Raw genomic sequence first — 25,737 nt, 5'->3', positions numbered from 1 at the left:
CTATGATGTGGTGGTGGTGGGCGGCGGCCATGCCGGATGCGAGGCGGCGAGTGCTGCCGCGCGCGCCGGCGCCAGGACCGCGCTGGTGACGCTTCGCTTCGATACGATCGGCGTCATGTCCTGCAATCCCGCGATCGGAGGTCTCGGCAAGGGCCATCTCGTGCGCGAGATCGACGCCATGGATGGGTTGATGGGCCGCATCGCCGACGCCGCCGGCATCCAGTTCCGCCTGCTCAATCGCCGCAAGGGGCCGGCCGTGCGCGGCCCGCGCACCCAGGCCGACCGCAAGCTCTATCGGCTGGCGATGCAGGAAGCGATTCGGCAGCAGAACAATCTCGACGTGATCGAAGGCGAGGCTCTCGACTTCGAAATCACGGACGGTCGAATCGCTGCCGTTCAGATTTCGGGTGACCGCCGGTTGGCTTGCGGCGCCGTGGTGCTGACCACCGGCACCTTTCTGCGCGGCCTGATCCATATCGGCGAGAAGAAGATCGTCGCCGGCCGCATGAACGAGCAAGCGAGCCACGGCCTGTCGGCGACGATGGCGCGCGCGGGTTTCCAGCTCGGGCGCCTGAAGACCGGAACGCCCCCTCGCCTCGACGGCCGCACCATCGACTGGGCCTCGCTGGAAAGCCAGGCCGCAGACGAAGATCCGGTGCCGTTCTCACTGATGACGGACGCTATCGCCAACCCGCAGATCCATTGCGGCATCACCCGCACCATGCCGGCAACGCATGAGCTGATCCGCGCCAATCTCGGCCGCTCGGCCATGTATTCCGGCTCGATCGAAGGCGTCGGCCCGCGCTATTGCCCGTCGATCGAGGATAAGATCGTCAAGTTCGGTGACCGCGAGGGCCATCAGATCTTCCTGGAGCCGGAAGGTCTCGATGACGACACCGTCTATCCGAACGGCATTTCGACCTCGCTGCCGGAGGACGTTCAGCTCGAGATCCTGAAGACCATTCCCGGGCTGGAGAAGGCGACGATGCTGCAGCCGGGCTATGCGATCGAATACGACCATGTCGACCCGCGCGAGCTGAAGGCTACGCTAGAGACGATGCGCGTCACTGGCCTGTTCCTTGCCGGGCAGATCAACGGCACCACCGGTTATGAAGAAGCCGGCGCGCAAGGCCTGCTCGCCGGCATCAACGCGGCGCGCAAGGCCGCCGGCGGTGACGAATTCGTGCTCAGCCGAACCGAAGCCTATATCGGCGTGATGGTCGATGACCTCACCAGCCGCGGTATCGCAGAGCCCTATCGGATGTTCACCTCGCGTGCCGAGTTCCGGCTTTCGCTGCGCGCTGACAATGCAGACGAGCGGCTGACGCCGCTGGGTGAAAAGCTCGGCATCGCGTCGTCGGAACGGCTGCAGCGCTTCGGCGGGATTGTCCGGAAGCTCGACGAAGCCCGTGTCTTGGCGAAGTCGGTGGCCTGGACGCCGAACGAGGCGGCGCGGATCGGGCTGGAGATCAACAAAGACGGCGTGCGCCGCTCGGCTTACGACCTCTTGGCGCATCCGGGCGTCGACATGGCCTGGCTCGCCGGCGTCGAACCGCGCTTTGCCGCGCTTGACGCCAAGACGGCCGAGCGGCTTGAAACGGAAGCGAAATATTCGGTTTACCTCGATCGCCAGCAGGCGGATGTTGCACAGATCAGGCATGAGGAATCGCGGCTCATCCCTGAGGGCATCGACTTCTCGGATGTGCCGGGCCTGTCGAACGAGCTGAAGCAGAAGATGAAGACGCGCCAGCCGCGTTCGATTGCCGACGCGCAACGGATGGAAGGCATGACGCCGGCGGCGCTTGCCATCATTGTCGCGCACGTCCGCAATGCCGAGCTTGGCGCGCGAAGGTCCGTGGCGTGAGCGCGGATGCCTGGGCGGACCTGCAGAAGGCAGCGGGTCCGGTTTCACGTGAAACATTCGAGCGGCTTCGGGCTTTCGAACAGCTGTTCCTGAAATGGAACCGCAGCATTAATCTGGCGGCACCATCGACGCTGGACGATATCTGGCGCCGGCATATTCTGGACAGTGCCCAGCTTGCGCGAATCGCGCCCGCCGCAACGCGCTGGGTCGATCTTGGCTCAGGCGGTGGGTTTCCCGGATTGGTGCTCGGCTTCCTGCTCAAAGGACGTCCCGGCGCATCGATCGATCTTGTCGAGAGCAACCGCAAGAAGGCGTCGTTCCTGCAATCGGTCGTCGGACAGTTCGATTTGCCGGCGCGGGTTCTGGCGAAGCGCATCGACGACAGCTATGCGCTTGTTTCCGCACCGGAAATCGTCACGGCGCGGGCGCTGGCGGCGCTCCCGGACCTGCTCGATCTGGCAGCACCCTGGCTGATTAAAGGGGCGCGCGCGCTTTTCCATAAAGGCCGGGATTACCGGGCCGAAGTGGAAGAAAGCACTCACCGCTGGACCTTCGATCTGGTAGAACATTCGAGCATGACCGACCCCCATGGCGTCATCCTCGAAATCAGCGACTTGCGTCCGGCGAAACAGCAATGAATTACTGGCATAGGCCCATGAGCAAAGCACCGCGTATCATCACTGTTGCCAACCAGAAGGGCGGCGTCGGCAAGACAACGACGGCCATCAATCTGGCGACGGCCCTGGCCGCGATCGGCGAGCGCGTGCTGATCGTCGATCTCGATCCGCAGGGCAATGCCAGCACCGGGCTCGGCATCGACCGCAAGGATCGGACCGTCTCGTCCTATGATGTGCTGACCGGCGAGCTCGAGCTGGAAGCGGCCGCCGTGCCGACGGCGGTGCCCGGCCTGTCGATCGTGCCCTCCACGCTCGACCTGCTCGGCATCGAGATGGAGATCGCCTCGGCGCCCGACCGTGTGCTCAGGCTCCGCAATGCTCTGCGCGCCGCGGCAGAGCGTTCGGCGCCGTTCGGCTATGTGCTGATCGATTGTCCGCCCTCGCTCAATCTTTTGACTTTGAATTCAATGGCGGCAGCCGATTCCGTTCTCGTGCCGCTGCAATGTGAGTTCTTCGCGCTGGAGGGTCTCAGCCAGTTGCTGGAAACGGTCGAGCAGGTGCGCGGCACGATCAATCCGGACCTGACCATCCAGGGGATCGTGCTCACCATGTATGACGGGCGCAACAACCTCGCCAACCAAGTGGTGCAGGATGTACGCACCCATATGGGCGACAAGGTCTATGAGACGATCATCCCGCGCAATGTGCGGGTCTCCGAAGCGCCGTCCTATGGCAAGCCGGCGATCCTCTATGACCTGAAATGCTCCGGCAGCCAGGCTTATCTGCAGCTCGCCTCCGAGGTGATCCGCCGTGAGCGCAAGCTGCGCGCCGCCTGAGCCGTAGCGGCCTAGCGGCGGTGGTTAATCAGCCGATTCGATTCCGAAACGATCTGGACATTATAATGACCGAAGACCAATCGAGAAAAAGACTGGGCCGTGGCCTCGCTGCGCTTATCGGCGAAATCGACCGTCCGGCGGCGCGGGAAAAGCCGAGTGCGACGGTGGCGGCTGACGGCAAGGTGCCGATCGAATTCGTCAGCCCGAACCCGAAGAACCCGCGCCGGCATTTCGGCGATGCCGAGCTCACCGACCTTGCCCAGTCGATTCGCGAGCATGGCGTGGTGCAGCCGGTGGTGGCGCGCCCCTCGCCCTCTCAGCCCGGCCGCTACGAGATCATCGCCGGCGAGCGGCGCTGGCGGGCGGCGCAGCGCGCCGGGCTCACCGAAATCCCGGTCATCGTGCGCGACGTCAACGATCGCACGGCGCTGGAGCTGGCGATCATCGAGAACGTGCAGCGCGCCGACCTCAATCCTGTCGAGGAGGCGCAAGGCTATCAGCAGCTCATCGACGAGCATGGCTATACCCAGGCCGATCTCGGCCAGGTGATCGGCAAGAGCCGCAGCCATGTCGCCAACACGCTGCGTCTGCTGAAGCTGCCTCCCGTGATCCACTCGATGCTGGTCGACGGTGATCTGTCCGCCGGCCATGCACGTACGCTGGTGACTGCCGAGGATCCCGCCGGGCTTGCCAAGCGCATCGTCAAGGAGGGGCTTTCGGTGCGCCAGGCCGAAGCGCTGGCGCAGACGCCCGCCGGTCCGACACCGGCCAAGGCGAAGTCCGCGACAAGCGCGCCCGAAAAGGATCCCGACACGCTGGCGCTGGAGAAGCTGATGACCGACACGATCGGCATGATCGTGAGCATCGAGCACAAGGGCAAGGGCGGCACGCTGCGCGTCGATTACCGCTCGCTGGAGCAGCTCGACGAGTTGTGCCGACGGCTGAAGGACGAACGGTAGGCGGCTGCGGCGCAACGGTATTTGCCGTGATTTGAGATTTTGCCTTAAGGTTGGATACGACTGATATATCGGTGATAACAATAGTGGGCTGGCGATGCGCCGGCCCTTTTTTGTTTTGGCTGGCCAAGGCGGCGGGGACAGCTGATCTCCCCCATTGTGGGGGAGATGCCCGGCAGGGCAGAGGGGGGCGCGAAGGAACGCCATCATCTCATGAGCGCAACAACGACCGAACGACATGGATTGACATTAAATCATTGTAGCGTCGACAGAATTCAGTGCCAATGCGCCTCCGCCAAGGCCAGGATTCTTGGGAGGTCGACGCCAAAAGCCGATACGCTGGCGGGACAGCGCCCCTCTGTCCTGCCGGACATCTCCCCCACGAGGGGGGAGATCAGTCACCGCCTCGGCTTTCGCCAATCACGGACGTGGTTGATATCTGGGCTGAAGCTCGCATTGCCTGCCGCTTGGCTTGACACCCCAAGGCAACGGCGTACCCTCTATTAGCTCGAACTTAACTATGCCCTGGCGTGCCGATCATTCGCGGCGAGGGCTACCTGCCGTTCCGACATCGTGAAACGGCACTGCTCGCCAAAGCGATATGCCGACGCGCCTGACGCAAACGGGAGGTGCAAATGGCGGTCAGTTGGCAATTGTCCGGAAGCTATTTTGAAAATTGCAGCTGCGATGTCGTGTGTCCCTGTCTGATGTCCACCAACGCGCAGCTGACGTCGAAGCCGACCAAAGGCGTTTGCGACGTCGGTCTGGTCTTTCACATCGACAAGGGCAATTACGGCGACGTTCGACTGGACGGGCTCAACGTCGCGATGGTTGCGCACACGCCAGGCCCGATGGCGGAAGGCAATTGGACGGCCGCCGCCTATATCGACGGTCGGGCCGATGACCAGCAGACGGAAGCGCTGGGCGCGATCTTCACCGGCGCCGCGGGTGGTCCGATGGCTGCCTTCGCGCCGATGATCAGCACCAACCTCGGAGCCAAGAAGGTGCCGATCGACTACAAGATCGACGGCAAGAAGCGGTCGGCGGCGATTGCCGGGGTGGCTGAGCTGGCCGTCGAACCGTTGCCGACCATGCGCGAGGACGGCGAGATGTGGGCGGCTACCGGCCATCCCGTCAATCCCGACTGGCTCGGTCTGGCGATGGGGGGCGCAGGCAGCACCTTCAGCGACCATGGCATGAGCTGGGACAATTCCCGCTGCAACGGGCATTACGCGCCGATCAACTGGTCCGGCCAGCTCTAGAGCGTTTCACCGTTTCACGGAAACGGCGATCCGCTATCCTTTGTTTTTACGCAATTCCGGGCGGAAAACCGCTCACACTTTTCCTGGAATTGCTCTGGCGCCTGGCAGCAGAACGGCCCGCTCATGCCGCTGACCCTGCAGCGAAACATCATACTCGCGTTGCTGATCGCCGCGGCCGCGGCGGCGTGGTGGGCGCTGCTTGCCTGGCATCAGATGGGCATGGATGCCGACATGCGCATGGACTCTCCCAGCATGGGCATGACGGCCGCGCTGTTTCTTACCGTCTGGCTGATCATGATGATCGCCATGATGTTTCCGGCGGCGGCGCCGATGATTCTGACCTTTCACCAGGTGCAGAGAGGCAAGCGGGGCCGTGGCCAGGCCTTTGTGTCGACCTGGGTGTTCGTAGCCGGCTACATGCTGGTCTGGGCGGCGACGGGCGTTTTGGCTTTTGCCGGCGCGGCGGGCGCGGAGATGCTTGCCGGGCGTGTGGGATTGTCCGCAGCGACGGACGCGCGGATCGACGGCGCGCTGCTGATGTTGGCGGGCGCCTATCAGCTCTCGCTGTTGAAAGACCTGTGCCTCGCCAAATGCCGCTCACCGATCGGTTTCATCCTGACCTCATGGCGCGATGGGCGGTTAGGCGCGGTGCGCATGGGCCTGCGGCATGGGCTCTTTTGCCTGGGCTGCTGCTGGCTGTTGTTTCTCGCTCTGTTTCCGCTCGGGATCATGAACCTCGCCGCAATGGCCGTGGTCACGCTGCTGGTCTTTGCGGAGAAAACATTCCCGTATGGAGAGCGGATTGCGAAGGTGTCGGGCGTGGCCCTGCTTCTTTATGGCGCGGCGGTGCTGATCCTTCCGCAGGCGCTGCCAACTTTCCAGCCGATGGACACGATGACGATGAACTGACTGAAGGCGGCTCTCTGGCAAAGATAGTCTGACGTCATCATAAACGCCGTGAGTGCCGCTGCGGTTGGCTGATACGCTGGCGGGACAGCGCCCCCCTCTGTCCTGTCGGACATTTCCCCCACAAGCGGGAGATCGGCTAATCGCCTACCTCTGCCCCAATCTCGCGCTTTCGATCGCGATGCCGAGCAGCGCCTGCCTGGCCAAGGCCTCCGACAGGTCCGGCCGCTTGCGCGTCTGCAGCACGGCCGTCTGCAGCCGGCTGAGCGCCCGACCGAGCGCCTCGACGTTCCAGCGCTCCAGCGTCTTTTCCACCAGCTTGCGGCGCGAGAAGAAGACGGGCGGACGGGCGCCGGCAACGACCGAGGCGGCGTTGCGGCCGCCGCTCTCCATCTGGCCGCGCATCACCTGGATCGCCTGCAATTGCCGCATCGCCGAGGACAGCACCAGGAACGGATGGCCGCCGGACTGGCAGTGACGGGTGAAGGCGATGTCGAAATCGCCGACCTTGCCGTCCAGCATGGCATCGACCGCGGCATCGAAGGAAGCGCCGGAGACGTCGCCTGACAGCGCGTTGATGTCCTCGATGCCGATCTCCTTGCGGCCGTGCGCGTAAAGAACCAGCTTCTCGATCTCGCCGCGCGAGGCGAGGCGGTCGCCGCCGAGATTGCGTCGCAGCGCCTGCCTCGCGTCCAATGTCATCGACATGCCGGCCTTGCGCAATTCGTCGTCGATCACCGAATCCAGGTCGCGGGCTTCATCGGCATAGCAGGGCAAGGCGATGGCGTTGCCGGCGGCCTCGACGATAGCCCTGAGGCCCGTGCCCTTCTTCAGGTCGCCCGCCTCGATCAGAATGACGGCGTCGCGGGCGGGCTCGGTGGTCAGCGCCTTGATGTCGTCGGCCAGCGCCTTCTGGCCGCTGGCGTTGCGCACCCAAAGCAGCCGCCGGTCGGAAAACATCGGCACGGTGCGAGCCTCGTCGAGCAGCCGGCCCTCGTCGCGGTCCACCTCCGCGCCGTCGAGCTTGACCACCGAGAACGGATCATCGAGCGGCAGTCCGGTCTTCGCCGCGAAGGTCTTCGCGCGCTCGGCGACAAGGCCGCGGTCGGGACCGTAAAGCAGGACGATTCCCATGGAGGGATCGGGCCTCGCCAGCCACGAATCGACCTCGTATCCTTTCTTCTGTGCCATGCGGGGTGAGTTAGCATGAGGCGGGGACGGAGTGAACGGAGAAGCGGCGGGCCTCTCTTCGTCATTCTCGGGCTCGACCCGAGAATCCATGCCGTGACTTCTACCGCGGAGCACAACGGTGCAGAATATTCTGTAACCGCGGCAACGCCTTGGCGTAACGGCATGGATTCTAGGGTCTGCGCGCGTCGCTCCGCTCCTTGCTCCGCCCTAGAATGACGACCGCAAGATAGCGTTCTGTCACGCCCCCCTCTGCCCTGCCGGGCATCTCCCCCACGAGGGGGGAGATTGGCTGCTTCGGCCGCTGCGCATATCCCAATTACCTTTTCTGGCTCCAATCGCCCCGCAAACTTCCGCCAAATTGCGCGGGGCGCGAAAACATAGACAAGAAATTTCGTCGCCATATCTGCATCTTGAGCCTGCGCGCCGCATCGGCTTGCCGGGGCCGGCGCCGGGGAGGAAGGCCCCGCCCAGACCCGGCGAATTGGCACTGGTCTGGCGGCGCGGATGTGCAAAGATCGCACCGGCAACATTGGAGGATGTGAGCTCATGGCCGATGCTGGAATGTTGCGCTTTCATGTGCCCGAGCCAGAGGTGCGGCCTGGCGGCACGCCCGATTTCTCCAATGTGACCATTCCCAAGGCCGGCTCGGTGCCGCGTCCCGAGATCGACGTCGATCCGCGCACCATCCGCGACATGGCTTTCTCCATCATCCGCGTGCTGAACCGCGCCGGCGAGGCCGTCGGGCCATGGGCGGGGCTGCTCAGCGATAAGGAATTGCTCGAAGGCCTGCGCCATATGATGACGCTTCGGACCTTCGACGCGCGCATGCAGATGGCGCAGCGCCAGGGCAAGACCTCCTTCTACATGCAGCATCTTGGCGAGGAAGCGGTGAGCTGCGCATTCCGCAAGGCGCTTCAGCCGGGCGACATGAATTTCCCGACCTATCGGCAAGCAGGTCTTCTCATCGCCGACGGCTATCCGATGGTTTCGATGATGAACCAGATCTATTCCAACGAGGCCGATCCGCTGAAGGGTCGCCAGCTGCCGGTCATGTACTCCTCTAAGGAGCACGGTTTCTTCTCGATCTCGGGCAATCTGGCGACGCAATATATCCAGGCGGTCGGCTGGGCGATGGCCTCGGCGATCTCCAACGATTCGCGCATTGCCGCCGCCTGGATAGGCGACGGCTCGACGGCGGAGTCCGATTTTCACGCGGCGCTGGTTTTCGCCTCGACCTACAAGGCTCCTGTCGTGCTCAATGTCGTCAACAATCAGTGGGCGATCTCGACCTTCCAGGGTATCGCCCGCGGTGGCTCCGGCACGTTCGCCGCGCGCGGCCTCGGCTTCGGCATTCCTTCGCTGCGCGTCGACGGCAACGACTACCTCGCCGTGCACGCCGTGGCGAAATGGGCGGTCGAACGGGCGCGCGCCAATCTCGGACCGACACTGGTCGAATATGTCACCTACCGCGTCGGTGCGCATTCGACGTCCGACGATCCGTCGGCCTACCGGCCGAAAGCCGAGTCCGACGCCTGGCCGCTCGGCGATCCGGTTATCCGGCTGAAGAACCACCTCATCCAGAAGGGCGTCTGGTCCGAGGATCGCCATACCCAGGCGGAGGCCGAGATCCTCGAAACGGTGATCGCAGCGCAGAAGGAGGCCGAGGGCCACGGCACGCTGCATGCCGGCGGCAAGCCGTCAACCCGCGACATGTTCGAGGGCGTCTATGCCGAGATGCCTCCGCATCTCAGGCGCCAGCGCCAGCAGGCAGGGGTCTGACCATGCCCAGGCGTACCATGATCGAGGCGATCCGCGACGCCATGGACGTGTCGATGGGCCGCGACAACAAAGTCATCGTCTATGGCGAGGATGTCGGCTTCTTCGGCGGCGTGTTCCGCGCCACGCAGGGCCTGCAGGCCAAATACGGCAAGAGCCGCTGCTTCGACGCCCCGATCAGCGAATCGGGCATCGTCGGTTCGGCCATCGGCATGGCTGCCTACGGGTTGAAACCCTGTGTCGAGGTGCAGTTTGCCGACTATGTTTATCCGGCCTACGACCAGATCGTATCGGAGGCAGCGCGGCTGCGGTACCGTTCGAACGGCGACTTCACCTGCCCGATCGTGGTGCGTATGCCGACCGGCGGCGGTATCTTCGGCGGCCAGACGCACAGCCAGAGCCCGGAAGCGCTGTTCACTCATGTCTCCGGCCTGAAGGTGATCGTGCCGTCCAATCCGCATGACGCCAAGGGCTTGCTGATCGCGGCGATCGAGGATCCCGACCCGGTGATCTTCCTCGAGCCGAAGCGGCTCTATAACGGGCCGTTCGACGGTCACCACGACAAGCCGGTGACGGCCTGGTCGAAGCATGAGCTCGGCGAGGTTGCCGAGGGCCACTACACGATCCCCCTCGGCAAGGCGGCGATCCGCCGGCCCGGATCGGCGGTCACGGTGCTCGCCTATGGCACGATGGTCTATGTCGCGCAGGCCGCGGCCGAGGAGACCGGCATCGACGCCGAGGTGATCGATCTCAGGACGCTGCTGCCGCTCGACCTCGATACGATCGTCGCCTCGGTGACGAAGACCGGACGCTGTGTCGTCGTGCATGAAGCGACGCTGACTTCCGGCTTCGGCGCAGAGCTGGTCTCGCTGGTGCAGGAGAACTGCTTCTACCATTTGGAAGCCCCTGTGGCGCGCGTCGCCGGCTGGGATACGCCCTATCCGCACGCGCAGGAATGGGACTATTTCCCCGGCCCGGCGCGAATCGGGCGCGCGCTCGTCGAAACATTGGAAGCTTAGGGGGAGGCCTGAGATGGGTGAGCACGTCATCAAGCTTCCCGATGTCGGCGAAGGCGTCGCCGAGGCCGAGCTTGTCGAGTGGCATGTCAAGGTCGGCGATCTCGTGCGCGAGGACACGGTTCTGGCCGCCGTCATGACCGACAAGGCAACCGTCGAAATCCCGTCACCGGTTGACGGCGAGATCCTCTGGCTCGGCGCCGAGATCGGCGACACGGTGGCAATCGGCTCGCCGATCGTGCGGCTGAAGGTAGCCGGCGAAGGCAATGTGAAGGCGGCCGCCCAGGCCGTGCCGGAAGAGAAGGCGCCCGCTGCGTCGGCCGAGCCAAAACCAGCGCCGGCACCGGCCATGCCGAAAGCGGCACCAAAGCCAGCCGATCCGCCGGCTAAGGTTTCGCCAGCCGCAGCGCCGAAGGCCGCGCGCCCTGCTGCCGTTTCCGGCGCGCCGCGCGCGGAAGGCGAGAAGCCGCTGGCCTCGCCGGCCGTGCGGCTGCGAGCGAAGGAAGCCGGCATCGATCTGCGCCAGGTTCCGGGCAGCGGTCCGGCCGGGCGCATCAGCCATGAAGACATTGACGCGTTTGTGGCACGCGGCCCGCAGGTTGCGCGCGCCACCGGCCTTGCGCGCAAGGACGGCGTCGAGGACATCAAGGTCGTCGGGCTCAGGCGCAAGATCGCCGAAAAGATGTCGCTGGCGAAATCGCGCATCCCGCACATCACCTATGTCGAGGAGATCGACGTCACGGCCTTGGAGGAACTGCGCGCGACGCTGAACAAGGAGAAGCGCGCCGATCGCCCGAAGCTGACGCTGCTGCCCTTCCTGATACGGGCGATGGTCAAGGCGATCGCCGAGCAGCCCAACCTCAATTCACTGTTCGATGACGAGGCCGGGATCATACACCAGCATGAGGGCATTCATATCGGCATCGCCGCGCAGACGCCGAACGGGCTGGTAGTGCCGGTGGTGAAACATGCGGAGGCGCGTGACCTGTGGGACAGCGCTGCGGAAGTCAACCGGCTGGCCGATGCGGCCAAGGCCGGCACGGCGAGCCGCGAGGAGCTGTCCGGCTCGACCATCACCATCACCTCGCTCGGCGCCATGGGCGGCGTGGCGACGACGCCGGTCATCAACCATCCGGAAGTGGCGATCGTCGGCGTCAACAAGATCATGGTGCGGCCGGTCTGGGACGGCACCCAGTTCATTCCGCGCAAGATGATGAACCTGTCGTCCAGCTTCGACCACCGCGTCATCGACGGCTGGGATGCCGCGGTGTTCGTGCAGCGCATCAAGGCGCTGCTCGAGACGCCGGCGCTGATTTTCGTGGATTGAAAATGACCACGGTCGCAAAGACCCCCTCACCCGGATTGCCAGCCGAATTGCGAAGGGCAATGCGGGGCAATCCGACCTCTCCCCGAGGGGAGAGGTGGTCGCCGGCGACTCCGCTGTCCTCTTCTCCCCTCGGGGAGAAGGTGGCCGCGAAGCGGCCGGATGAGGGGGTCTCCAGGGAAAGCCAGCGCCTCACTCCGCTGGAACACCCCTCATCCGTCTCGGCGCTGGCGCGCCGATCCACCTTCTCCCACAAGGGGAGAAGGGGAGGCGCGCCGCGACGTTCGCCATCAAGAAGAGCGTAAGCCCATGAAAGAAATCTCCTGCAAGCTGCTGGTCATCGGCGCCGGTCCGGGCGGTTATGTCTGCGCCATCCGCGCCGGACAACTCGGCGTCGATACGGTGATCGTCGAAGTTGCGAAGCCCGGCGGCACCTGCCTCAATGTCGGCTGCATCCCGTCCAAGGCGCTGATCCATGCCGCGGAGGAGTTCGAGAAGATCGCGCATATGGCCTCCGGCAAGGATCCGCTCGGCATCAAGGTCGCCGCGCCGACGCTGGACCTCGCAAGAACCGTCGCCTGGAAGGACGGTATCGTTAGCCGGCTCAACAGCGGCGTGGCCGGGTTGTTGAAGAAGGCCAAGGTGAAGACGGTGCAGGGCTGGGCGACGTTCCGCGATGGCAAGACGGTCGAGGTCGAAACCGAGACCGGCACGCAGGTCATCCGCGCCGAAACGGTGGTGATCGCCAACGGCTCGGCGCCGGTCGAGCTGCCGTTCCTGCCTTTCGGGGGACCTGTGATTTCGTCCACCGAGGCGCTGGCGCTGAGCGACGTGCCGAAGAAGCTCGCGGTCGTCGGCGGCGGCTATATCGGGCTCGAGCTCGGCATGGCCTTCGCCAGGATGGGCGCCAAGGTCACGGTGGTCGAAGCGTTGCCGCGCGTGCTTGCGCAATATGATGCCGAGCTGACGCGGCCCGTGCTGAAGCGGCTTGGCGAGCTTGGCGTCGAGGTCATGACGGGCGCCAAAGCGAAGGGATTGTCGACCAAGGGCGATGCGCTGCTGGCCGAGACGGCGGACGGCAAAAGCGCCAAGATCGCTGCCGACAGGATTTTGGTCACGGTCGGGCGCAAGCCGCTCACCGAGGGGTGGGGTCTTGAGCAGATCGACCTCGACAGGACGGGAAAATTCATCCGCATCGACGACCAGTGCCGCAGCTCGATGCGCGGCATCTTTGCCATCGGCGACGTCACCGGCGAGCCGATGCTGGCGCATCGGGCGGTGGCGCAGGGCGAGATGGTGGCCGAGATCGTCGCCGGCCACAAGAGAAGCTGGGACAAGCGCGCCATTCCCGCGATCTGCTTCACCGATCCGGAGCTGGTCACCGCGGGCCTGTCACCGGAAGAGGCGAAAGCGTTCGCCGGCGAGGTCAAGATCGGCCAGTTCCCCTTCGCCGCCAACGGCCGGGCGATGACGAAACAGGGCGAGGACGGTTTCGTGCGGGTCGTGGCGCGCGCCGACAATCATCTGGTGCTCGGCATTCAGGCGGTCGGGCAAGGCGTGTCCGAACTGTCGGCGGCCTTCGGCCTGGCGCTGGAGATGGGCGCGCGGCTGGAGGATATCGCCGGCACGATCCACGCGCATCCGACGCAAGGCGAAGGTTTCCAGGAAGCGGCGCTGAAGGCGCTGGGCCACGCGCTGCATATTTGAGCTCCTTACCCTCCCCCTTGTGGGGAGGGTCGATCCGCGAAGCGGAGCGGGGTGGGGGTTCTCGTAGGGCGCTGCCCCCTCCCCGGCGCTGCGCGCCGACCCTCCCCACAAGGGGGAGGGTGGGAGACTCACCCCGCCAGCCGGCTCACCATCTCGTGCTGGGCATAAGCCCGGCCGAAGCGGTTGGCGAGGAAGGCGTCGAGGGCGATGTCTTCCTGGCGCACGAAACCCTTGGCCGGGAGCGAGCCGTCGGCCAGCATGTCGAGCACGGCGCAGATGCCCGACGCGGTGGTGATCTGGATGGCGCTGCGCACGATGTTGCCGACGCGGTGCGAATAGATCTTGTTGGCGTAGGTCTCCTGCAGCAGGCGGCCGTTGCGGCGGCCCGAGACGGTGACGAAGACGATGACCACATCCTGCAGCGTCGCCGGCAGGGCGCTTTCAAAGATGTCCTTCAGCACGTCGCGGCGGTGGCGTAGCCCGAGGTCGTTGAGCAACGCCTTCATGATCGCGGCGTGGCCGGGATAGCGGATGGTGCGGTAGTTCAGCGTGCGCACCTTGTCCTTCAGCGTCTCGGCCAGAGTGCCGAGCCCGCCCGAGGTGTTGAAGGCCTCATAGGTGACGCCATCGAGCGAGAATTCCTCGCGCTCCTCCAGCGGAGGCACTTCGATCAGCTCGCCCTCGACGATCGCCTCGCAGGGCTCGCAATATTCGTTGATGACGCCGTCGGTGCTCCAGGTAAGGTTGTAGTTCAGCGCATTGGACGGATATTGCGGCAGCGCGCCGACGCGCATGCGAACGCTTTCCAGCGTGTCGAAGCGGCTGGCGAGGTCGTTGGCGACGATCGAGATGAAGCCCGGCGCCAGGCCGCATTGCGGGATGAAGGCGTTTTTCACACTGCGCGCCAGTTCCTTGACGCGGCGGGTCGAGACGACGTCCTCGGTGAGGTCGAGATAGTGCACACCGGCGGCGGCGGCCGCCTCGGCGATGCGGGTTGTGAGGTGGAAGGGGGCTGCGCTCAGCACGGCGAACTTGCCGGCAAGGATTTTTTCCAGTTCGCCCGTGGTGGCGATGTCGAGCTCCTGCGTCGCGACGCCGGCCGGCAGCTCGGCGGCGGCAAGCTGGGCCGCCGAGCGGTCGACCAACGTGACGCGGTAGTCGCCCGTGGCGCTCAGCATTTCGGCGATGGTCGAGCCGATCTTGCCGGCGCCGACGACAACGATGTTCTTCATGATCAATTCCCCTGCCAAATTTCGAGTCACAGGAATCATCGCAGCTTGCCTGTCGAAAGGAAGCGTGGAATCTGACAATGTGAAGCTGAACTTTGGACGATCTGCTGAAAGGTTTCGTCGAAATGCTCACTCAAGCCGAACAGGCCCTGCTCACTTTGCTGCGCGCCAACGCTCGGGCCTCGACCGCCGAGCTCGCGCGCCAGCTCGGCGTGTCGCGCACGACGGTGCAGAGCCGCATCGAGCGGCTGGAGCAGCGCGGCATCATCGCCGGCTATGGGGTCCGGCTGTCGCCCGACTATGAGCAGGGGCTGGTCAAGGCGCATGTGTTGCTCACCGTCACGCCGAAACTCGCCGACAAGGTGGTGCGGAGCCTTGAAGCGATGCCGCCGGTCACGACCGTGCATTCGGTGAGCGGCAATTTCGACATGATCGTCATCGTCGACGCGCCGTCGATCCGCGACCTCGACGCGCTGCTCGACCGGATCGGGGCGATGGATGGGGTGGAGCGGACCTCGTCGTCGATTATCTTGTCGACCCGGGTTGATCGGTGAAACTGTTGAGATGCTGGCGCGGGGCCCCCTCTCTGTCCTGCCGGCTTTCGTCGCTCGGAAAGCCAAGCAATTGGCTTCCCGTCCGCTGTGCGGACCGCTCCTCAACCCCCTCAAGGGGGGAGATCAGATGTGGCGCCGGCTTTCGCTAATCGCCAACGTTGCAAAGGGAGCGCCGGCGCTGAAGCTGCCAATCTCCCCCCTTGAGGGGGGAGATGCCCGGCAGAGCAGAGAGGGGGGCGAAGGAACGCGACGCCCCTGATTTTCCCCCTAAGCCCTCCTCCGTTCCGCACCCTCGTCCAGCCAGGCCACATCCTCCGGCGTCAGCTTGATATCGAGCGCCCTGAGGCTGTCCTCCAGCTCGTCCAGCGTGCGCGGGCCGATCAGCGGGACCGACGGGAAGGGCTGCGCCAGCACGTAGGCCAGCGCGATATGGATCGGGCTCTTGCCGAGTTTTCGGGCCAGCTCGATGGCGCGGTCGCGGCGGGCGAAATTCCTTTCCGAGTACCAGACCCGCACCAGCTCCTCATTGTCAGTCCGGTCGCGGCCGGCGCGGTCGGTGAAGAAGCCGCGGCCCTGGCTCGACCAGGCGAAGTGCGGCATCTGCCGCGCCGCCAGCCAGGCCTTCCACGCATCGGTCGAGGAGGTGACGCAGCCTGCCCAGATCGGCTCCAGCATTTCAGCCAGCGAGAAATTGTTGGAGAGCGCGCCGGGCTTCTGCCTGCCGTTCTTCTTGGCATAGGCAATCGCCTCGTCCATGCGCTCCATCGTCCAGTTGGAGCCGCCGAACAGGCCGCGGATGCGGCCGGCCCTGGCCTCGGCGTCCATGGCGTCGACGAATTCGCCGACCGGCACATCCGGATTGTCGCGATGCATGAAATAGATGTCGACATGATCGGTCTGCAGCCGGTCGAGCGACTGGGCCAGCTGTTTTGCAATGACATCGGGATAGCAGAGCGGCGAATGCGCACCCTTGGCTATGATGACCGATTTTTCGCGCACGCCGCGATTCTTAAGCCACTGCCCGAGCAGCGTCTCGGTGTAGCCGCCGCCATAGACAAAGCCGGTGTCGAACAGATTGCCGCCGGCCTCGAAATAGGCGTCGAGCAGGATCGAGCCGGAGGAGAAGCTGCGGAAATCCTCGAAGCCGAGCGCCAGAAGCGAGACGGGTTTCGGCAGGCTGGGAAGGACGCGCTTGCCGATGGCCGTGCCGTCGGTACGCAGCGGCCGGCCGGATATGGTGTTGAGGCGCTTAGCCGGCTTTTCGATCTCGTATTCGAGACCGACGGCGGCGCGCCACTTGTCGAGGACGCGCAGCGTGCCGAGGCTGTCGGCCCAGGACATGCCCGGCCAGGCGAATTCCTGCCTGCCTGCCTGGATTGCTTCGCCCGCGGCATCGACCTCGAAGGAATAGAGGTGACGCGTCTCGTTAAGGCTGATCACCTCGCGAGCCGCCCCGGACCGGATCACCTCGATCCGGCCCGGCCCGACATCGCGGTTGCCGCCGGCAAACCAGAAATCGGGCACCTCGATCCGGCCCTTTGCGCCGAAAATGCGCAGGATGTTGTCCTGGTCGAGCGAGATGCTGCAGGAGATTTCGGCGACGATGCCGCCGGCAAAGTGCAGCAAGGCGGAAGCCCATTCATCGACGCCGGATTGGCCGAGATGGGCCGCGCCCAGGACCTTGTCGGGTTCGGCAAAGGGCTGGCCCGTGGCGGCGCCGGCGATCAGCCGCGCCATCGAGACAGGATAGCCGCCGACATCGAGGATGCCGCCGCCAGCGAGGTCGTTGGCATAGAGCCGGTGCTCGGGCATGAAGCCCGGCATGGCGAAACCAAAACTCGACTTGATCATGCGCACTTCGCCGATTGCGCCCGACTTGATCAGCTCGACCAGTTGCCGGGTCTGCGGGTGCAACCGATACATGAAGGCTTCGCCAAGGAAAGTGCCGGCCTTGCGCGCCGCATGCATCATGGCGTCGGCCTCGAAGGCGGTGAGCGCCAGCGGTTTTTCGCACAGCACATGCTTGCCGGCTTCGGCCGCCTTGATCGCCCATTCGGCATGGCCGGGATGCGGGATCGAAATATAGACGGCGTCGACCTGGCCGTCGGCGAGCAGCGCCTCATAGCCGTTGAGGATGCGCGCGCCCGGAAAGGTCTCGGCTAGGCCCGGCTTGGCAGGGTTGCGGGCGCCGAGCGCGACCAGTTCGCCGGTGCGCGACTGCGCCACACCGCCGGCAAAGGATTTCGCGATGCTGCCGGGCCCGAGGATGCCCCAGCGGATTTTTCCAGATGTCATGTCGAATTCTCCATGGGTCGCCGCCTCGTCTTGGGGTCGGGCGGAAGAAAGTCAGCGAATCCTCGCGCCTGATTTGTCGAAAAGCAGCGAACGCTCGGCCTTGATGGAAACGGTGAAATGATCGCCGCCGGCGCGCTGGCGCGAGGCCTCGCGCTCGACGATCAGCTCCTCGGGCCCGGCGTTGGCGTAGACATAGCTCACGGAACCAAGATGCTCGGCGACGTCGGCCTTGACCGGAATGTCGCAATCGCCCTCGCCGGCCTCGAAGAAATGCTCCGGCCTGACGCCGAGCACGATTTCGGCGCCGATGGCGGGAAAAGCATCGCGGAGCGGCTTGCGCAGCCTGGCGCCGCCATGGTTGACGAGCTCGACGATCGCGGCGCTGTTTGACGTATCGACGACTTTGGCGCTGAGGAAATTCATCTTTGGCGAGCCGATGAAGCCGGCTACGAATCGGTTGGCTGGATCGTCATAGAGGTCGAGCGGCGCGCCGATCTGCTCGACATTGCCGGCCTTCAGCACGACGATGCGATCGGCCAGCGTCATCGCCTCGGTCTGGTCGTGCGTCACATAGATCATGGTGACGCCGAGCTCCTTGTGCAGGCGCGAGATCTCGACCCGCATCTGCACCCTGAGCTCGGCGTCGAGGTTGGAGAGCGGCTCGTCGAAGAGAAAAACCTGCGGCTCGCGCACGATGGCGCGGCCGATGGCGACGCGCTGGCGCTGGCCGCCGGAGAGCTGCTTCGGCCGGCGCTGCATCAATTCGTCGATGCGCAGGATCTCGGCGGCGCGTTTCACGCGGCGTTCGGTGTCGGCCTTCGGGTTGCCGTTCATGCGGAGACCGAAGGAGAGGTTCTGCTCGACCGTCATATGCGGGTAGAGCGCGTAGGATTGGAACACCATGGCGATGCCGCGGTCGGCCGCCTCGACATCGTTCATCACCTTGCCGCCGATGGCGATGTCGCCGCCGCTGATGTCCTCCAGCCCGGCGATCATCCGGAGCAGCGTGGACTTGCCGCAGCCGGAGGGGCCGACGAAGACGACGAACTCGCCGTCGGCGATGTCGATGTTGGCGCCGTGCACGACCTCGAAGGAGCCGAAACGTTTTATGACATTGGTAAGGGTGACGGCGGCCATCGCGCTTCTTTCCTATTTGACCGCGCCGGCGGCGATGCCGGCGATGAAATGACGCTGCAACAGCACGAAGACGATGAGCATCGGAACCGTCAGCATCACGGCGCCGGCCATGATGCCGCCCCAGGAAACCTTGGTCAGGCCGATCAGCGTGCCGAGCGCCACCGGCGCGGTCATCGCGCCGGGCTGGCTGTTGATCAGCAGCGGCCAGAGATAGTTGTTCCACGAGGCGAGGAAGAGGATGATCGCCAGCGCCGCCAGCATCGGGCGGGCCAAGGGCAGCGCCACGAACAGGAAGATGCGCCATTCCTTGACGCCTTCGACGCGCGCCGCGTCGAACAGTTCGGCCGGCATCATCGAGAAAGCCTGGCGCATGAAGAGCACGCCGAGTGAATTGAACAGCGGCGGGACGATCAGCGCGATCCAGGTGTTGGCCAAAGCGAAGTCGCGGGCCACCATGATGAATTGCGGGATGAGCACCACCGCGTAGGGAAGCGTGATGGTGCCGAAGATGATCGCCACCACCGCGCCCTTGCCGTGAAACTCGTAACGTGCCAGCGCCCAGCCGGCCATCGAGGTGAGCAGTACCGAAAGCACGGTGTAGGTCACGGCCACCGAGACCGAGATGCCGATGGCGCCGACGAAATTGGTGTCGCGCTGCAGATTGTTGAAATTGTCGATGAAGCCGTCATGCGGCAGAAGCTCGATGCCCGGGCTGAAGATGCCGTTGTCCGGCATGGTCGAGAACACCACCATCATCCACAGCGGGAACAGCCAGATCAGCGCCAGCGGCGTCAGGAAGAGATGCAGCAGGATGCTGCGGCCGAGCCTTGCCTGCGAGCGCGAGATCATTTCGGCTCCCTCATCAGCCAGAGCTGCACCAAGGTGATGGCGATGGCGAGGCCCGCCATGGTGTAGGCGACGGCCGAGGCGTAACCGAAATTGAGCGACCGAAAACCTTGGCGGTAGAGCAGCAGCCCAAGCGTTTCGGTGCCACCGCCGGGGCCGCCACGCTCGGTGATCAGGAACGGCTCGGTGAAGAGCTGCATGGTGCCGATGATCGACAGCACGGCGCAAAAGACAATGACGGGCTTCAAGAGCGGCAAGGTTATGTGGAAGAACTGCTTCACCTTGCTGACGCGGTCGAGCGTCGCCGCCTCGTAGAGGTCCTCCGGAATGGACTGCAGGCCGGCGAGGATGATGATGGCGTTGTAGCCGGCCCAGCGCCAGGTCACCGCGATCATGATCAGCGCCATGGCCGGCGTGACGTTGGAGAACCAATCGACTTTGGGCAGGCCGACGCTGTTGAGCAGCTTGTTGACGATGCCGAAATCGAGGCTGAACATCAGGCGAAAGACGGCCGAATAGGCGACCTCGCCGACCACGACCGGGGCGAAGAAGGCGAAGCGATAGAGGCCTCGCGCCTTCAAGAGCGGCGAATTCAGAAGCACCGCCATGACGATCGCCAGCGCAATCATCACCGGCACCTGGATGACGAGGATCAGCAGTGTGTTCTTCAGCGCGTTGTAGAAGGCGGGGTCGCCGATCAGGCGGCCCCAGTTGAAGGCCGGCGCGAAACGCCACGGCACGGTCCGCGTCGCCTGGAAGGAGATCAGGAACGAGGAAATGATCGGCCAGATCCAGAAGACGGCGAAGATCAAAAGGTAAGGCGTGAGGAAGCGGTACGCGGTGGCGTTCTGGGTGCGCATGGCTTCCTCCTTTCTTCGTTTTCCCTTCTCCACTTGTGGGAGAAGGAAAAGCGGCCTTACTTCACCGGCAGGCCGGTGGCGGCGGCGATCTGCTTGGCGGCGTCGTCGAGCGCGGCCTTGGCGTCGGGATAGCCGTTGGCCAGATATTTGGTCTGCACGGCGCGGACGATGATCTCGGCGTCGCTCTGGAACTGGGTGCCGCGGCTCGGCACCACCTTGGGCAGCGTGGAGAGGATATCTTTCCAGACCGCCTGGCCGCCCCAATATTCCTGGCCCTGCGCGACGTAGGGATCGTCGAGCGCAGAGACCAGCGACGGCACGAGGCCGAAATCCTTCAGCATGGTGATCTGGCCGTCGTTGGTCCCCAGCGTGTATTTCAGATAGGCGTAGGCCGCTTCCTTGTTCTTCGAGGCCGATGTGATGGCCAGCGACGACCCGCCGAGATTGGCGGCGCGCGGGCCATCGGCGGTCAGGCTCGGCATCAGATAGACGCCCCATTTGCCGCTTTCCTTCGGCGATTCGGTGCGGATCGTGCCTTCATACCAGCCGCCATAGACCTGGGTGGCGACGGTGCCGGCGGTGTTGTTGGTGATCTTGGTCGACCAATCGGCCGACGACACGATGCCGGCGTCCTTCATCTCCTTGACCTTGGTCATGGCGTCGACGCATTTCGGCTCGGCCACGGTGATCGACTGGCCGTCCTCGGCGAAATAGGCGCAGCCCTGCTCGTTGGAGATCATGCGGAAAAATTCGGTGTCGCCGTTGAAATCGGCATTGGTCATCGACACGCCGGGATTGGCGGCCTGGATCTTCTTGCCGGCGGCGATGAAATCGTCCCAGGTCTTGATCGAGGCCGGATCGACGCCTGCCTTCTCGTAGAAGTCGCGGCGGTAGAAGACGGCGACCGGGCCGGAATCCCATGGCATGGCATAGGCCTTGTCGCCGATCTCGAGCTCGGTGCGCTTGAAGTCGGGGAATTTCTTCTGGTCTTCGGCGGTGTAGCCCAGCGTGTGCAGGTCGACGAAGCAGTCCGGGAACTGGCTCCAGTAGTTCTCGGCCTCGCCGTTCTCGATCGTGACGATGTCGGGCAGGCCGACGCCGCCGGCGGCGCAGCCGGCGATCGACTTGTCATAGGTCGGCTGGTTGCCGAGGTCCTGAACCGTGACCTTGATGTCGGGATATTTCTTGTTGAAGCCCTCGACCGTCGACTTCAGCGACGAAGCGGCGATGTTCCAGCTCCAGATGGTGATCTCGCCGGACTGCGCCAGCGCCGGGCCTGAACCCAGGGCAAGCAAAAGCGCGGCGCAGGTCAGTGTGGTGCGCATTGAAATCCTCCCATTTCATTTGCTCTCTCGCTGTGAGCGTGGCTAGATTATGCGGCGCGGAAGGCTTGTCCCCGACAGAGGGAATAAGAAGTTGGCGGAAAGTAAGATGCCCGAGCGTCCGTTCTACCAGCCTGGCGCGAGCAGCGTCGAAGGCCTGCCGCTGGCCTTGCAGATGTTCCACAACCATCCGCTGGTGATGCTGAAGCCGCATTGGCACGCCCAGGTCGAGGTGAACTTCATCGTGCAGGGCAGCGTGCACTACCGCATGGCCGAGCATGAGATTTCGCTGTCGGCCGGCGAGATGTGCCTGTTCTGGGGCGGCCTGCCGCACCAGATGGACGATCTGACGGACGACGCTGTCTATGCCGGCGCGCATCTGCCGCTGGTGCATTTCTTCAGGCTGCATCTGCCGGCCGATGTCAGGCACCGGCTGATGACCGGCGCGACGCTGGTGACCAATGCCACCGATCAGTCCGACAATGACAATTTCAAGCGCTGGAACGATTATGCGCGCTCGGGCGATCCGGCCAGGACAGAGCATGCCGTCAACGAGCTGCTGCTTCGGCTAGAGCGGGTGCGTTTCGAGCCCTACCGGCTGGTGCCCGGAACCGCCGCCGGGCATGGCGCGGGCAGCCCCTTCGACCAGCAGTCCTCACGCAATGTCGGGCGCATGTGCGATTTCATCGCCGAGAATTTTCTCTACGATATCGACTGCGTGAACATCGCTTGCGCCGCCGATATCCATCCCAAATACGCCATGAGCCTGTTCAAGAAATCGACCGGCATGACGCTCAACGAATATGTCAGTCTCTTGCGGCTGAGCTATGCGCAGGCACTTCTGATGCATGAGGACGCCAATGTGCTGAAGGTCGCGATGGACTCCGGTTTCGGCTCGCTCAGCGCCTTCAACAAATCGTTCCGCAAGCTTGCCGGCATGTCGCCGTCCGATTTCCGCCGGGCGGGCGCCGCGCGGTGACTGCCAAAGCGGATCCGAATCAGGCGGCTTTCACCGCCGGGAAGCTGACCGTGACGCCGAGACCCGGTTTGCAATCCTCCAGCGTTATCACGGCGCCATGCAAGTCGGCCACAGCCTTGGCAAGGCTGAGACCCAGGCCGCTGCCCGGCGTCGTGCGGCTCGCATCCAGGCGGTAGAGCCGCCGGAACACCTTTTCACGCTCCTCGGCGGGAATGCCCGGGCCATTGTCGCGGACATGGATAAGGACGTGGCTGCCATCCCTGGTCACTGAAAGTCCGATCGCGGTCCCCGGCGGGCAATGCCGGAGCGCATTCTCGACCAGATTGGCGAGCATCTGCATCAGCAGGTCCCGGTCGCCGTGGATATACCATTTCGTATCCGGAACGACGCCCGTTGAAAGGGACTTGCCGTCATCCTCCGCGACATCGGCATAGACGTCGCCGATGGTCTCGACGATAGGCCCGACATCCAGATCGACGAAGCGCGCCTTGCGGGCGCCGGCCTCGATCTGGGCGACGCGCAGAAGCGCGTCGAAGGTGCTGTTGATCTGCTGGCTCTCGGCGCGGGCGTCGGTCAGCTCGGCCGAGACATCCTCGCCCGACACCGTCTTGTCGGCGGCGGATTCCAGGATCATCTGCAGCCGGTTGAGCGGCGTCTTGAGGTCATGGGCGATGTTGGCGCTCACCTCGCGCATGCCGTCTACCAAGGCCGACAGGCGCTCGAGCGCGGCATTCACCTGGGCGGAGACGGCGTCGATGTCGTCGCCGCTGCCGATCAGCGGGATGCGGGCGTCGAGCCGGCCATGCGAGACGTCCACCATGGTGCTGGCGATGCCATCGAGGCGCCGCTGGACACGCGAGGCGAGCACGGCGCCGCCGCCGATCGCCAGAACGGTGATGACGAGCGTAGCCCAGCCGAAGCTCATCAGCACGATCCTTTCGAGATCCTCGGTTTCCGAAAGCGAGAAGGCGACGGTCAAATTGTTGTCGCCGACCGTGCCCGAATAGGCGCGGTATTCGGTACCTGGCGGCACGCCCGGCAAGTCGGCTGCGAACATGGAAAACCCATCCGGCAGGCCGGAGGCGGTGAAATCGCCGGCGAGGCGGTTGCCGGCCTTATCGGTGAGGGAAAAGATCTGGTCCTTGTCCTGGCTGAACTGGGCATGGTCCCTGACGGTGGAGACGAGATCCTCCTCGTCGCTCTCGGCATGGGTCGCGGCGATCAGCGAGTAGGTCTCCTTGATCGACTGATCGAGCTGCCTGGCGAGCGAGGCACTCATCAGTTGATAGACGACCGCGCCGGACAGGATGAAGGCAAGCAGGAACAGGAAAGCGAAGGTCAGCGCCAGCCTGAACGGCGTGCTGCGCAGCAGGCTGGAGCGCCTATCGCTCATGCGCGCGCGAAGGCGCTTGGTCGCCCGGCAATCGCGGATGCGGGATCAGGCCGGAACATGCAGGCTGTAGCCGGTGTTGCGCACCGTATGGATCAGCGGCACGTCGAAGGGCCTGTCGACCTTGGCCCTCAGCCGGCTGATATGCGTCTCGACGACGCTGGTCTTGGGATCGAAGTGAAAATCCCAGACGCGCTCCAGCAGCATGGTGCGGGTGATGACGCGCCCCTCGCCGCGCATCAGCACCTCAAGCAGGCTGAACTCGCGCGGCTGCAGGTCGATCGGCTGACCCTGTCTGGTCACGCGGCGCTGGATCAGGTCCATTTCGAGGTCGGCGACTCGCAGCGCCGTCTTCTGCTCCTGCGCCGCCGGCCGGCGGCCAAGCGCATGAATGCGGGCAAGCAGCTCCGAAAAGGCGAAGGGCTTGACCAGATAGTCGTCGCCGCCCGCCTCCAGGCCCTCGACGCGGTCGTCGACGCCGCCGATCGAGGTGAGGAAGATAGCCGGCGTATGGATGCCGGCGGCGCGCACGGCCTTGATCATCGACAGGCCGTCGAGGCCGGGAACCATGCGGTCGGCGACGATCACGTCATAGGCGTTGCGGGTCGCGGCGAAGAGGCCGTCATGGCCGTCGCGCAAAAGATCGCAGACATGGCCGGCCTCGGTCAGCCCGCGGACGATATAGTCGGCGGTTCTCGGATCGTCCTCAACAAGCAGAAGTCGCATCGCCCCGTGCTGTCCTTGCCGCAACCTCGCCGGCATGGCGGCGCCGGCCGGCTCTTTCCTGGCTGGTTCTCCAGGATATGATGCCGAAACGCGTGAAGCGGCTCTCGGGCGGCATCATGCCCCATCTCGTCGTCTCGGCGCAATTCCGGACGGATTGCACCAACCATCTGCTTTACGCATTCGGGGACCGAAGACCGCTACACATTTTTGCGAGACGGCTGGTTCAGGGATCGCGCTCAGTCGAGCAGGGCCTGCTCGTCCTCGTCGATCAGGCTCTTCAGCGTCATATAAAGAACGATGACCACGATAGAGCCGAGGAAGGTCAGGCTGGTGAAAGTGGTGCCGAAGCCCATGCCGCCATATTCGACCGGCCGCGCCAGCAGGTCGCCGAAGGAGGCGCCGAACGGTCGGGTCAGGATATAGGCGAGCCAGAAGGCGAGGATGGCATTCAGGCCGAGGACGAAATAGCCAAAGGCGATCGCCGCGATGACGCCGCCAAAGATAAGGCCAGTGGCGAGATAGCCAAGGTCGAAGCGCTCGGCGACCAGATCGCCGGCGGCGGTGCCGAGCGAGAAGGTGAACAGGATCGCCAGCCAGTAGAAGATCTCGCGCCGGGTGGTGAAGACGGTGTGGATCGACAGGGTCTTCTCACTGGCGTACCAGGCGATGAAGGTCAGGGCGAGGGCGACCGAGAAGATGATGGTCGTCGTCTCCAGCCGCACGCCGAAATTGTCGACGAGGTTGTCGGTGACCAGGGTGCCGACGACGCTGGTCAGGACGACCGCCAGCCAGTAGGCCCAGGGCACGTAACGCTTCTGCGCGAATTGCAGGACAAGCGCGACAATGAGAATGCCGCTCATGATCAGCGACGTGACGATAAGGCCGAGCCCGAGATTGACGGCCAGATAGTCCGCCGCCGTCTCGCCCATGGTCACCGCCAGGAC

The 25,737-nt window shown here is 64.5% G+C and carries 22 protein-coding genes; 12 read left to right on the top strand and 10 right to left on the bottom strand.

Annotated elements, in window-relative coordinates:
* The 6 genes from mnmG to EOA27_RS01015 form a co-directional block, all read left to right on the top strand.
* On the top strand, positions 1-1,864 hold a 1,864-nt coding region (gene mnmG, locus EOA27_RS01040), incomplete at its 5' end, for a tRNA uridine-5-carboxymethylaminomethyl(34) synthesis enzyme MnmG (protein ID WP_127255258.1).
* Complete coding sequence (rsmG, locus tag EOA27_RS01035; protein ID WP_126080358.1) at positions 1,861-2,502, top strand: 16S rRNA (guanine(527)-N(7))-methyltransferase RsmG; 642 nt, start codon at positions 1,861-1,863, stop codon at positions 2,500-2,502. The genes mnmG and rsmG, both read left to right, overlap by 4 nt.
* A 17-nt stretch (positions 2,503-2,519) precedes the next feature.
* Positions 2,520-3,317: a ParA family protein gene (locus tag EOA27_RS01030; RefSeq protein WP_126080359.1), complete on the top strand. Its 798-nt coding sequence runs from the start codon at positions 2,520-2,522 to the stop codon at positions 3,315-3,317.
* 65 nt (positions 3,318-3,382) lie between these two features.
* Positions 3,383-4,276 (top strand): ParB/RepB/Spo0J family partition protein, encoded by an 894-nt coding sequence (locus tag EOA27_RS01025; protein ID WP_126080360.1) that lies wholly within the window; start codon positions 3,383-3,385, stop codon positions 4,274-4,276.
* 632 nt (positions 4,277-4,908) lie between these two features.
* Positions 4,909-5,535, top strand: a complete 627-nt coding sequence (locus EOA27_RS01020; protein ID WP_126080361.1) for a DUF1326 domain-containing protein — start codon at positions 4,909-4,911, stop codon at positions 5,533-5,535.
* Positions 5,536-5,658: 123 nt separating this feature from the next.
* Positions 5,659-6,444, top strand: a complete 786-nt coding sequence (locus EOA27_RS01015) for a DUF2182 domain-containing protein (RefSeq protein ID WP_126080362.1) — start codon at positions 5,659-5,661, stop codon at positions 6,442-6,444.
* A 144-nt stretch (positions 6,445-6,588) separates the two neighbouring features.
* Here EOA27_RS01015 and holA read toward each other — a convergent pair whose 3' ends face one another.
* Positions 6,589-7,632, bottom strand: coding sequence for a DNA polymerase III subunit delta (holA, locus tag EOA27_RS01010; protein WP_126080363.1), 1,044 nt, complete (start codon positions 7,630-7,632; stop codon positions 6,589-6,591).
* Positions 7,633-8,178: 546 nt separating this feature from the next.
* On the opposite strand from holA, the gene EOA27_RS01005 reads away from it, so the two are divergent.
* The 4 genes from EOA27_RS01005 to lpdA all read left to right on the top strand — a co-directional run bounded on the left by EOA27_RS01005 (position 8,179) and on the right by lpdA (position 13,455).
* A complete protein-coding gene (locus EOA27_RS01005; RefSeq protein WP_126080364.1) occupies positions 8,179-9,411 on the top strand; it encodes a 3-methyl-2-oxobutanoate dehydrogenase (2-methylpropanoyl-transferring) subunit alpha in 1,233 nt (410 codons plus the stop codon).
* A gap of 2 nt (positions 9,412-9,413) precedes the next feature.
* Entirely contained in the window at positions 9,414-10,427 is a 1,014-nt protein-coding gene (locus EOA27_RS01000) for an alpha-ketoacid dehydrogenase subunit beta (protein ID WP_126080365.1), read from the top strand.
* Positions 10,428-10,440: 13 nt separating this feature from the next.
* Positions 10,441-11,751 (top strand): dihydrolipoamide acetyltransferase family protein, encoded by a 1,311-nt coding sequence (locus EOA27_RS00995; protein WP_126080366.1) that lies wholly within the window; start codon positions 10,441-10,443, stop codon positions 11,749-11,751.
* Positions 11,752-12,057: 306 nt separating this feature from the next.
* The gene (gene lpdA, locus EOA27_RS00990; RefSeq protein WP_127255256.1) at positions 12,058-13,455 is read left to right on the top strand and encodes a dihydrolipoyl dehydrogenase; all 1,398 of its coding nucleotides are present in this window, start codon (positions 12,058-12,060) and stop codon (positions 13,453-13,455) included.
* 128 nt (positions 13,456-13,583) lie between these two features.
* Here lpdA and EOA27_RS00985 read toward each other — a convergent pair whose 3' ends face one another.
* Positions 13,584-14,726, bottom strand: coding sequence for a saccharopine dehydrogenase family protein (locus tag EOA27_RS00985; protein ID WP_281059388.1), 1,143 nt, complete (start codon positions 14,724-14,726; stop codon positions 13,584-13,586).
* Between the two features lie 83 nt (positions 14,727-14,809).
* Here EOA27_RS00985 and EOA27_RS00980 point away from each other — a divergent pair, with 83 nt between their 5' ends.
* The gene (locus tag EOA27_RS00980; RefSeq protein WP_126083638.1) at positions 14,810-15,238 is read left to right on the top strand and encodes an Lrp/AsnC family transcriptional regulator; all 429 of its coding nucleotides are present in this window, start codon (positions 14,810-14,812) and stop codon (positions 15,236-15,238) included.
* Positions 15,239-15,505: 267 nt separating this feature from the next.
* On the opposite strand, the gene EOA27_RS00975 is transcribed toward EOA27_RS00980, so the two are convergent.
* The 5 genes from EOA27_RS00975 to EOA27_RS00955 are packed head-to-tail and all read right to left on the bottom strand — an operon-like array spanning position 15,506 to position 21,701.
* Positions 15,506-17,533, bottom strand: coding sequence for an aldo/keto reductase (locus tag EOA27_RS00975; protein WP_126080369.1), 2,028 nt, complete (start codon positions 17,531-17,533; stop codon positions 15,506-15,508).
* Positions 17,534-17,584: 51 nt separating this feature from the next.
* Positions 17,585-18,670: a sn-glycerol-3-phosphate ABC transporter ATP-binding protein UgpC gene (gene ugpC, locus EOA27_RS00970; RefSeq protein WP_126080370.1), complete on the bottom strand. Its 1,086-nt coding sequence runs from the start codon at positions 18,668-18,670 to the stop codon at positions 17,585-17,587.
* A 12-nt stretch (positions 18,671-18,682) separates the two neighbouring features.
* A complete protein-coding gene (locus tag EOA27_RS00965) occupies positions 18,683-19,519 on the bottom strand; it encodes a carbohydrate ABC transporter permease (protein ID WP_126080371.1) in 837 nt (278 codons plus the stop codon).
* The gene (locus tag EOA27_RS00960) at positions 19,516-20,376 is read right to left on the bottom strand and encodes a sugar ABC transporter permease (protein WP_126080372.1); all 861 of its coding nucleotides are present in this window, start codon (positions 20,374-20,376) and stop codon (positions 19,516-19,518) included. Before EOA27_RS00960 ends, EOA27_RS00965 begins: the two co-directional genes overlap by 4 nt.
* Positions 20,377-20,432: 56 nt before the next feature.
* Complete coding sequence (locus EOA27_RS00955; protein ID WP_126080373.1) at positions 20,433-21,701, bottom strand: ABC transporter substrate-binding protein; 1,269 nt, start codon at positions 21,699-21,701, stop codon at positions 20,433-20,435.
* Positions 21,702-21,807: 106 nt separating this feature from the next.
* On the opposite strand from EOA27_RS00955, the gene EOA27_RS00950 reads away from it, so the two are divergent.
* Entirely contained in the window at positions 21,808-22,677 is an 870-nt protein-coding gene (locus EOA27_RS00950) for a helix-turn-helix domain-containing protein (RefSeq protein ID WP_126080374.1), read from the top strand.
* Between the two features lie 19 nt (positions 22,678-22,696).
* Here EOA27_RS00950 and EOA27_RS00945 read toward each other — a convergent pair whose 3' ends face one another.
* The 3 genes from EOA27_RS00945 to EOA27_RS00935 all read right to left on the bottom strand — a co-directional run.
* Complete coding sequence (locus tag EOA27_RS00945; protein ID WP_126080375.1) at positions 22,697-24,070, bottom strand: HAMP domain-containing sensor histidine kinase; 1,374 nt, start codon at positions 24,068-24,070, stop codon at positions 22,697-22,699.
* Between the two features lie 45 nt (positions 24,071-24,115).
* On the bottom strand, positions 24,116-24,793 hold the full coding sequence (locus tag EOA27_RS00940; protein ID WP_126063578.1) for a winged helix-turn-helix domain-containing protein: 678 nt from the start codon (positions 24,791-24,793) through the stop codon (positions 24,116-24,118).
* A gap of 236 nt (positions 24,794-25,029) precedes the next feature.
* Positions 25,030-25,737 (bottom strand): hypothetical protein (locus EOA27_RS00935; RefSeq protein WP_127255254.1); only part of this gene is annotated, 708 nt, incomplete at its 5' end.

The sequence above is a fragment of the Mesorhizobium sp. M2A.F.Ca.ET.037.01.1.1 genome (assembly GCF_003998075.1).
GTDB lineage: Bacteria > Pseudomonadota > Alphaproteobacteria > Rhizobiales > Rhizobiaceae > Mesorhizobium.
This window is presented reverse-complemented; position numbering and strand designations above follow the sequence as displayed.

Bases quoted from the DNA above. Each gene is read 5' to 3' on its own strand.
- EOA27_RS01030 (WP_126080359.1), top strand. From the start codon at position 2,520: ATGAGCAAAGCACCGCGTATCATCACTGTTGCCAACCAGAAGGGCGGC.
- EOA27_RS01025 (WP_126080360.1), top strand. From the start codon at position 3,383: ATGACCGAAGACCAATCGAGAAAAAGACTGGGCCGTGGCCTCGCTGCG.
- EOA27_RS01020 (WP_126080361.1), top strand. From the start codon at position 4,909: ATGGCGGTCAGTTGGCAATTGTCCGGAAGCTATTTTGAAAATTGCAGC.
- EOA27_RS01015 (WP_126080362.1), top strand. From the start codon at position 5,659: ATGCCGCTGACCCTGCAGCGAAACATCATACTCGCGTTGCTGATCGCC.
- holA (WP_126080363.1), bottom strand. From the start codon at position 7,632: ATGGCACAGAAGAAAGGATACGAGGTCGATTCGTGGCTGGCGAGGCCC.
- EOA27_RS01005 (WP_126080364.1), top strand. From the start codon at position 8,179: ATGGCCGATGCTGGAATGTTGCGCTTTCATGTGCCCGAGCCAGAGGTG.
- EOA27_RS01000 (WP_126080365.1), top strand. From the start codon at position 9,414: ATGCCCAGGCGTACCATGATCGAGGCGATCCGCGACGCCATGGACGTG.
- EOA27_RS00995 (WP_126080366.1), top strand. From the start codon at position 10,441: ATGGGTGAGCACGTCATCAAGCTTCCCGATGTCGGCGAAGGCGTCGCC.
- lpdA (WP_127255256.1), top strand. From the start codon at position 12,058: ATGAAAGAAATCTCCTGCAAGCTGCTGGTCATCGGCGCCGGTCCGGGC.
- EOA27_RS00985 (WP_281059388.1), bottom strand. From the start codon at position 14,726: ATGATTCCTGTGACTCGAAATTTGGCAGGGGAATTGATCATGAAGAAC.
- EOA27_RS00980 (WP_126083638.1), top strand. From the start codon at position 14,810: ATGCTCACTCAAGCCGAACAGGCCCTGCTCACTTTGCTGCGCGCCAAC.
- EOA27_RS00975 (WP_126080369.1), bottom strand. From the start codon at position 17,533: ATGACATCTGGAAAAATCCGCTGGGGCATCCTCGGGCCCGGCAGCATC.
- ugpC (WP_126080370.1), bottom strand. From the start codon at position 18,670: ATGGCCGCCGTCACCCTTACCAATGTCATAAAACGTTTCGGCTCCTTC.
- EOA27_RS00965 (WP_126080371.1), bottom strand. From the start codon at position 19,519: ATGATCTCGCGCTCGCAGGCAAGGCTCGGCCGCAGCATCCTGCTGCAT.
- EOA27_RS00960 (WP_126080372.1), bottom strand. From the start codon at position 20,376: ATGCGCACCCAGAACGCCACCGCGTACCGCTTCCTCACGCCTTACCTT.
- EOA27_RS00955 (WP_126080373.1), bottom strand. From the start codon at position 21,701: ATGCGCACCACACTGACCTGCGCCGCGCTTTTGCTTGCCCTGGGTTCA.
- EOA27_RS00950 (WP_126080374.1), top strand. From the start codon at position 21,808: ATGCCCGAGCGTCCGTTCTACCAGCCTGGCGCGAGCAGCGTCGAAGGC.
- EOA27_RS00945 (WP_126080375.1), bottom strand. From the start codon at position 24,070: ATGAGCGATAGGCGCTCCAGCCTGCTGCGCAGCACGCCGTTCAGGCTG.
- EOA27_RS00940 (WP_126063578.1), bottom strand. From the start codon at position 24,793: ATGCGACTTCTGCTTGTTGAGGACGATCCGAGAACCGCCGACTATATC.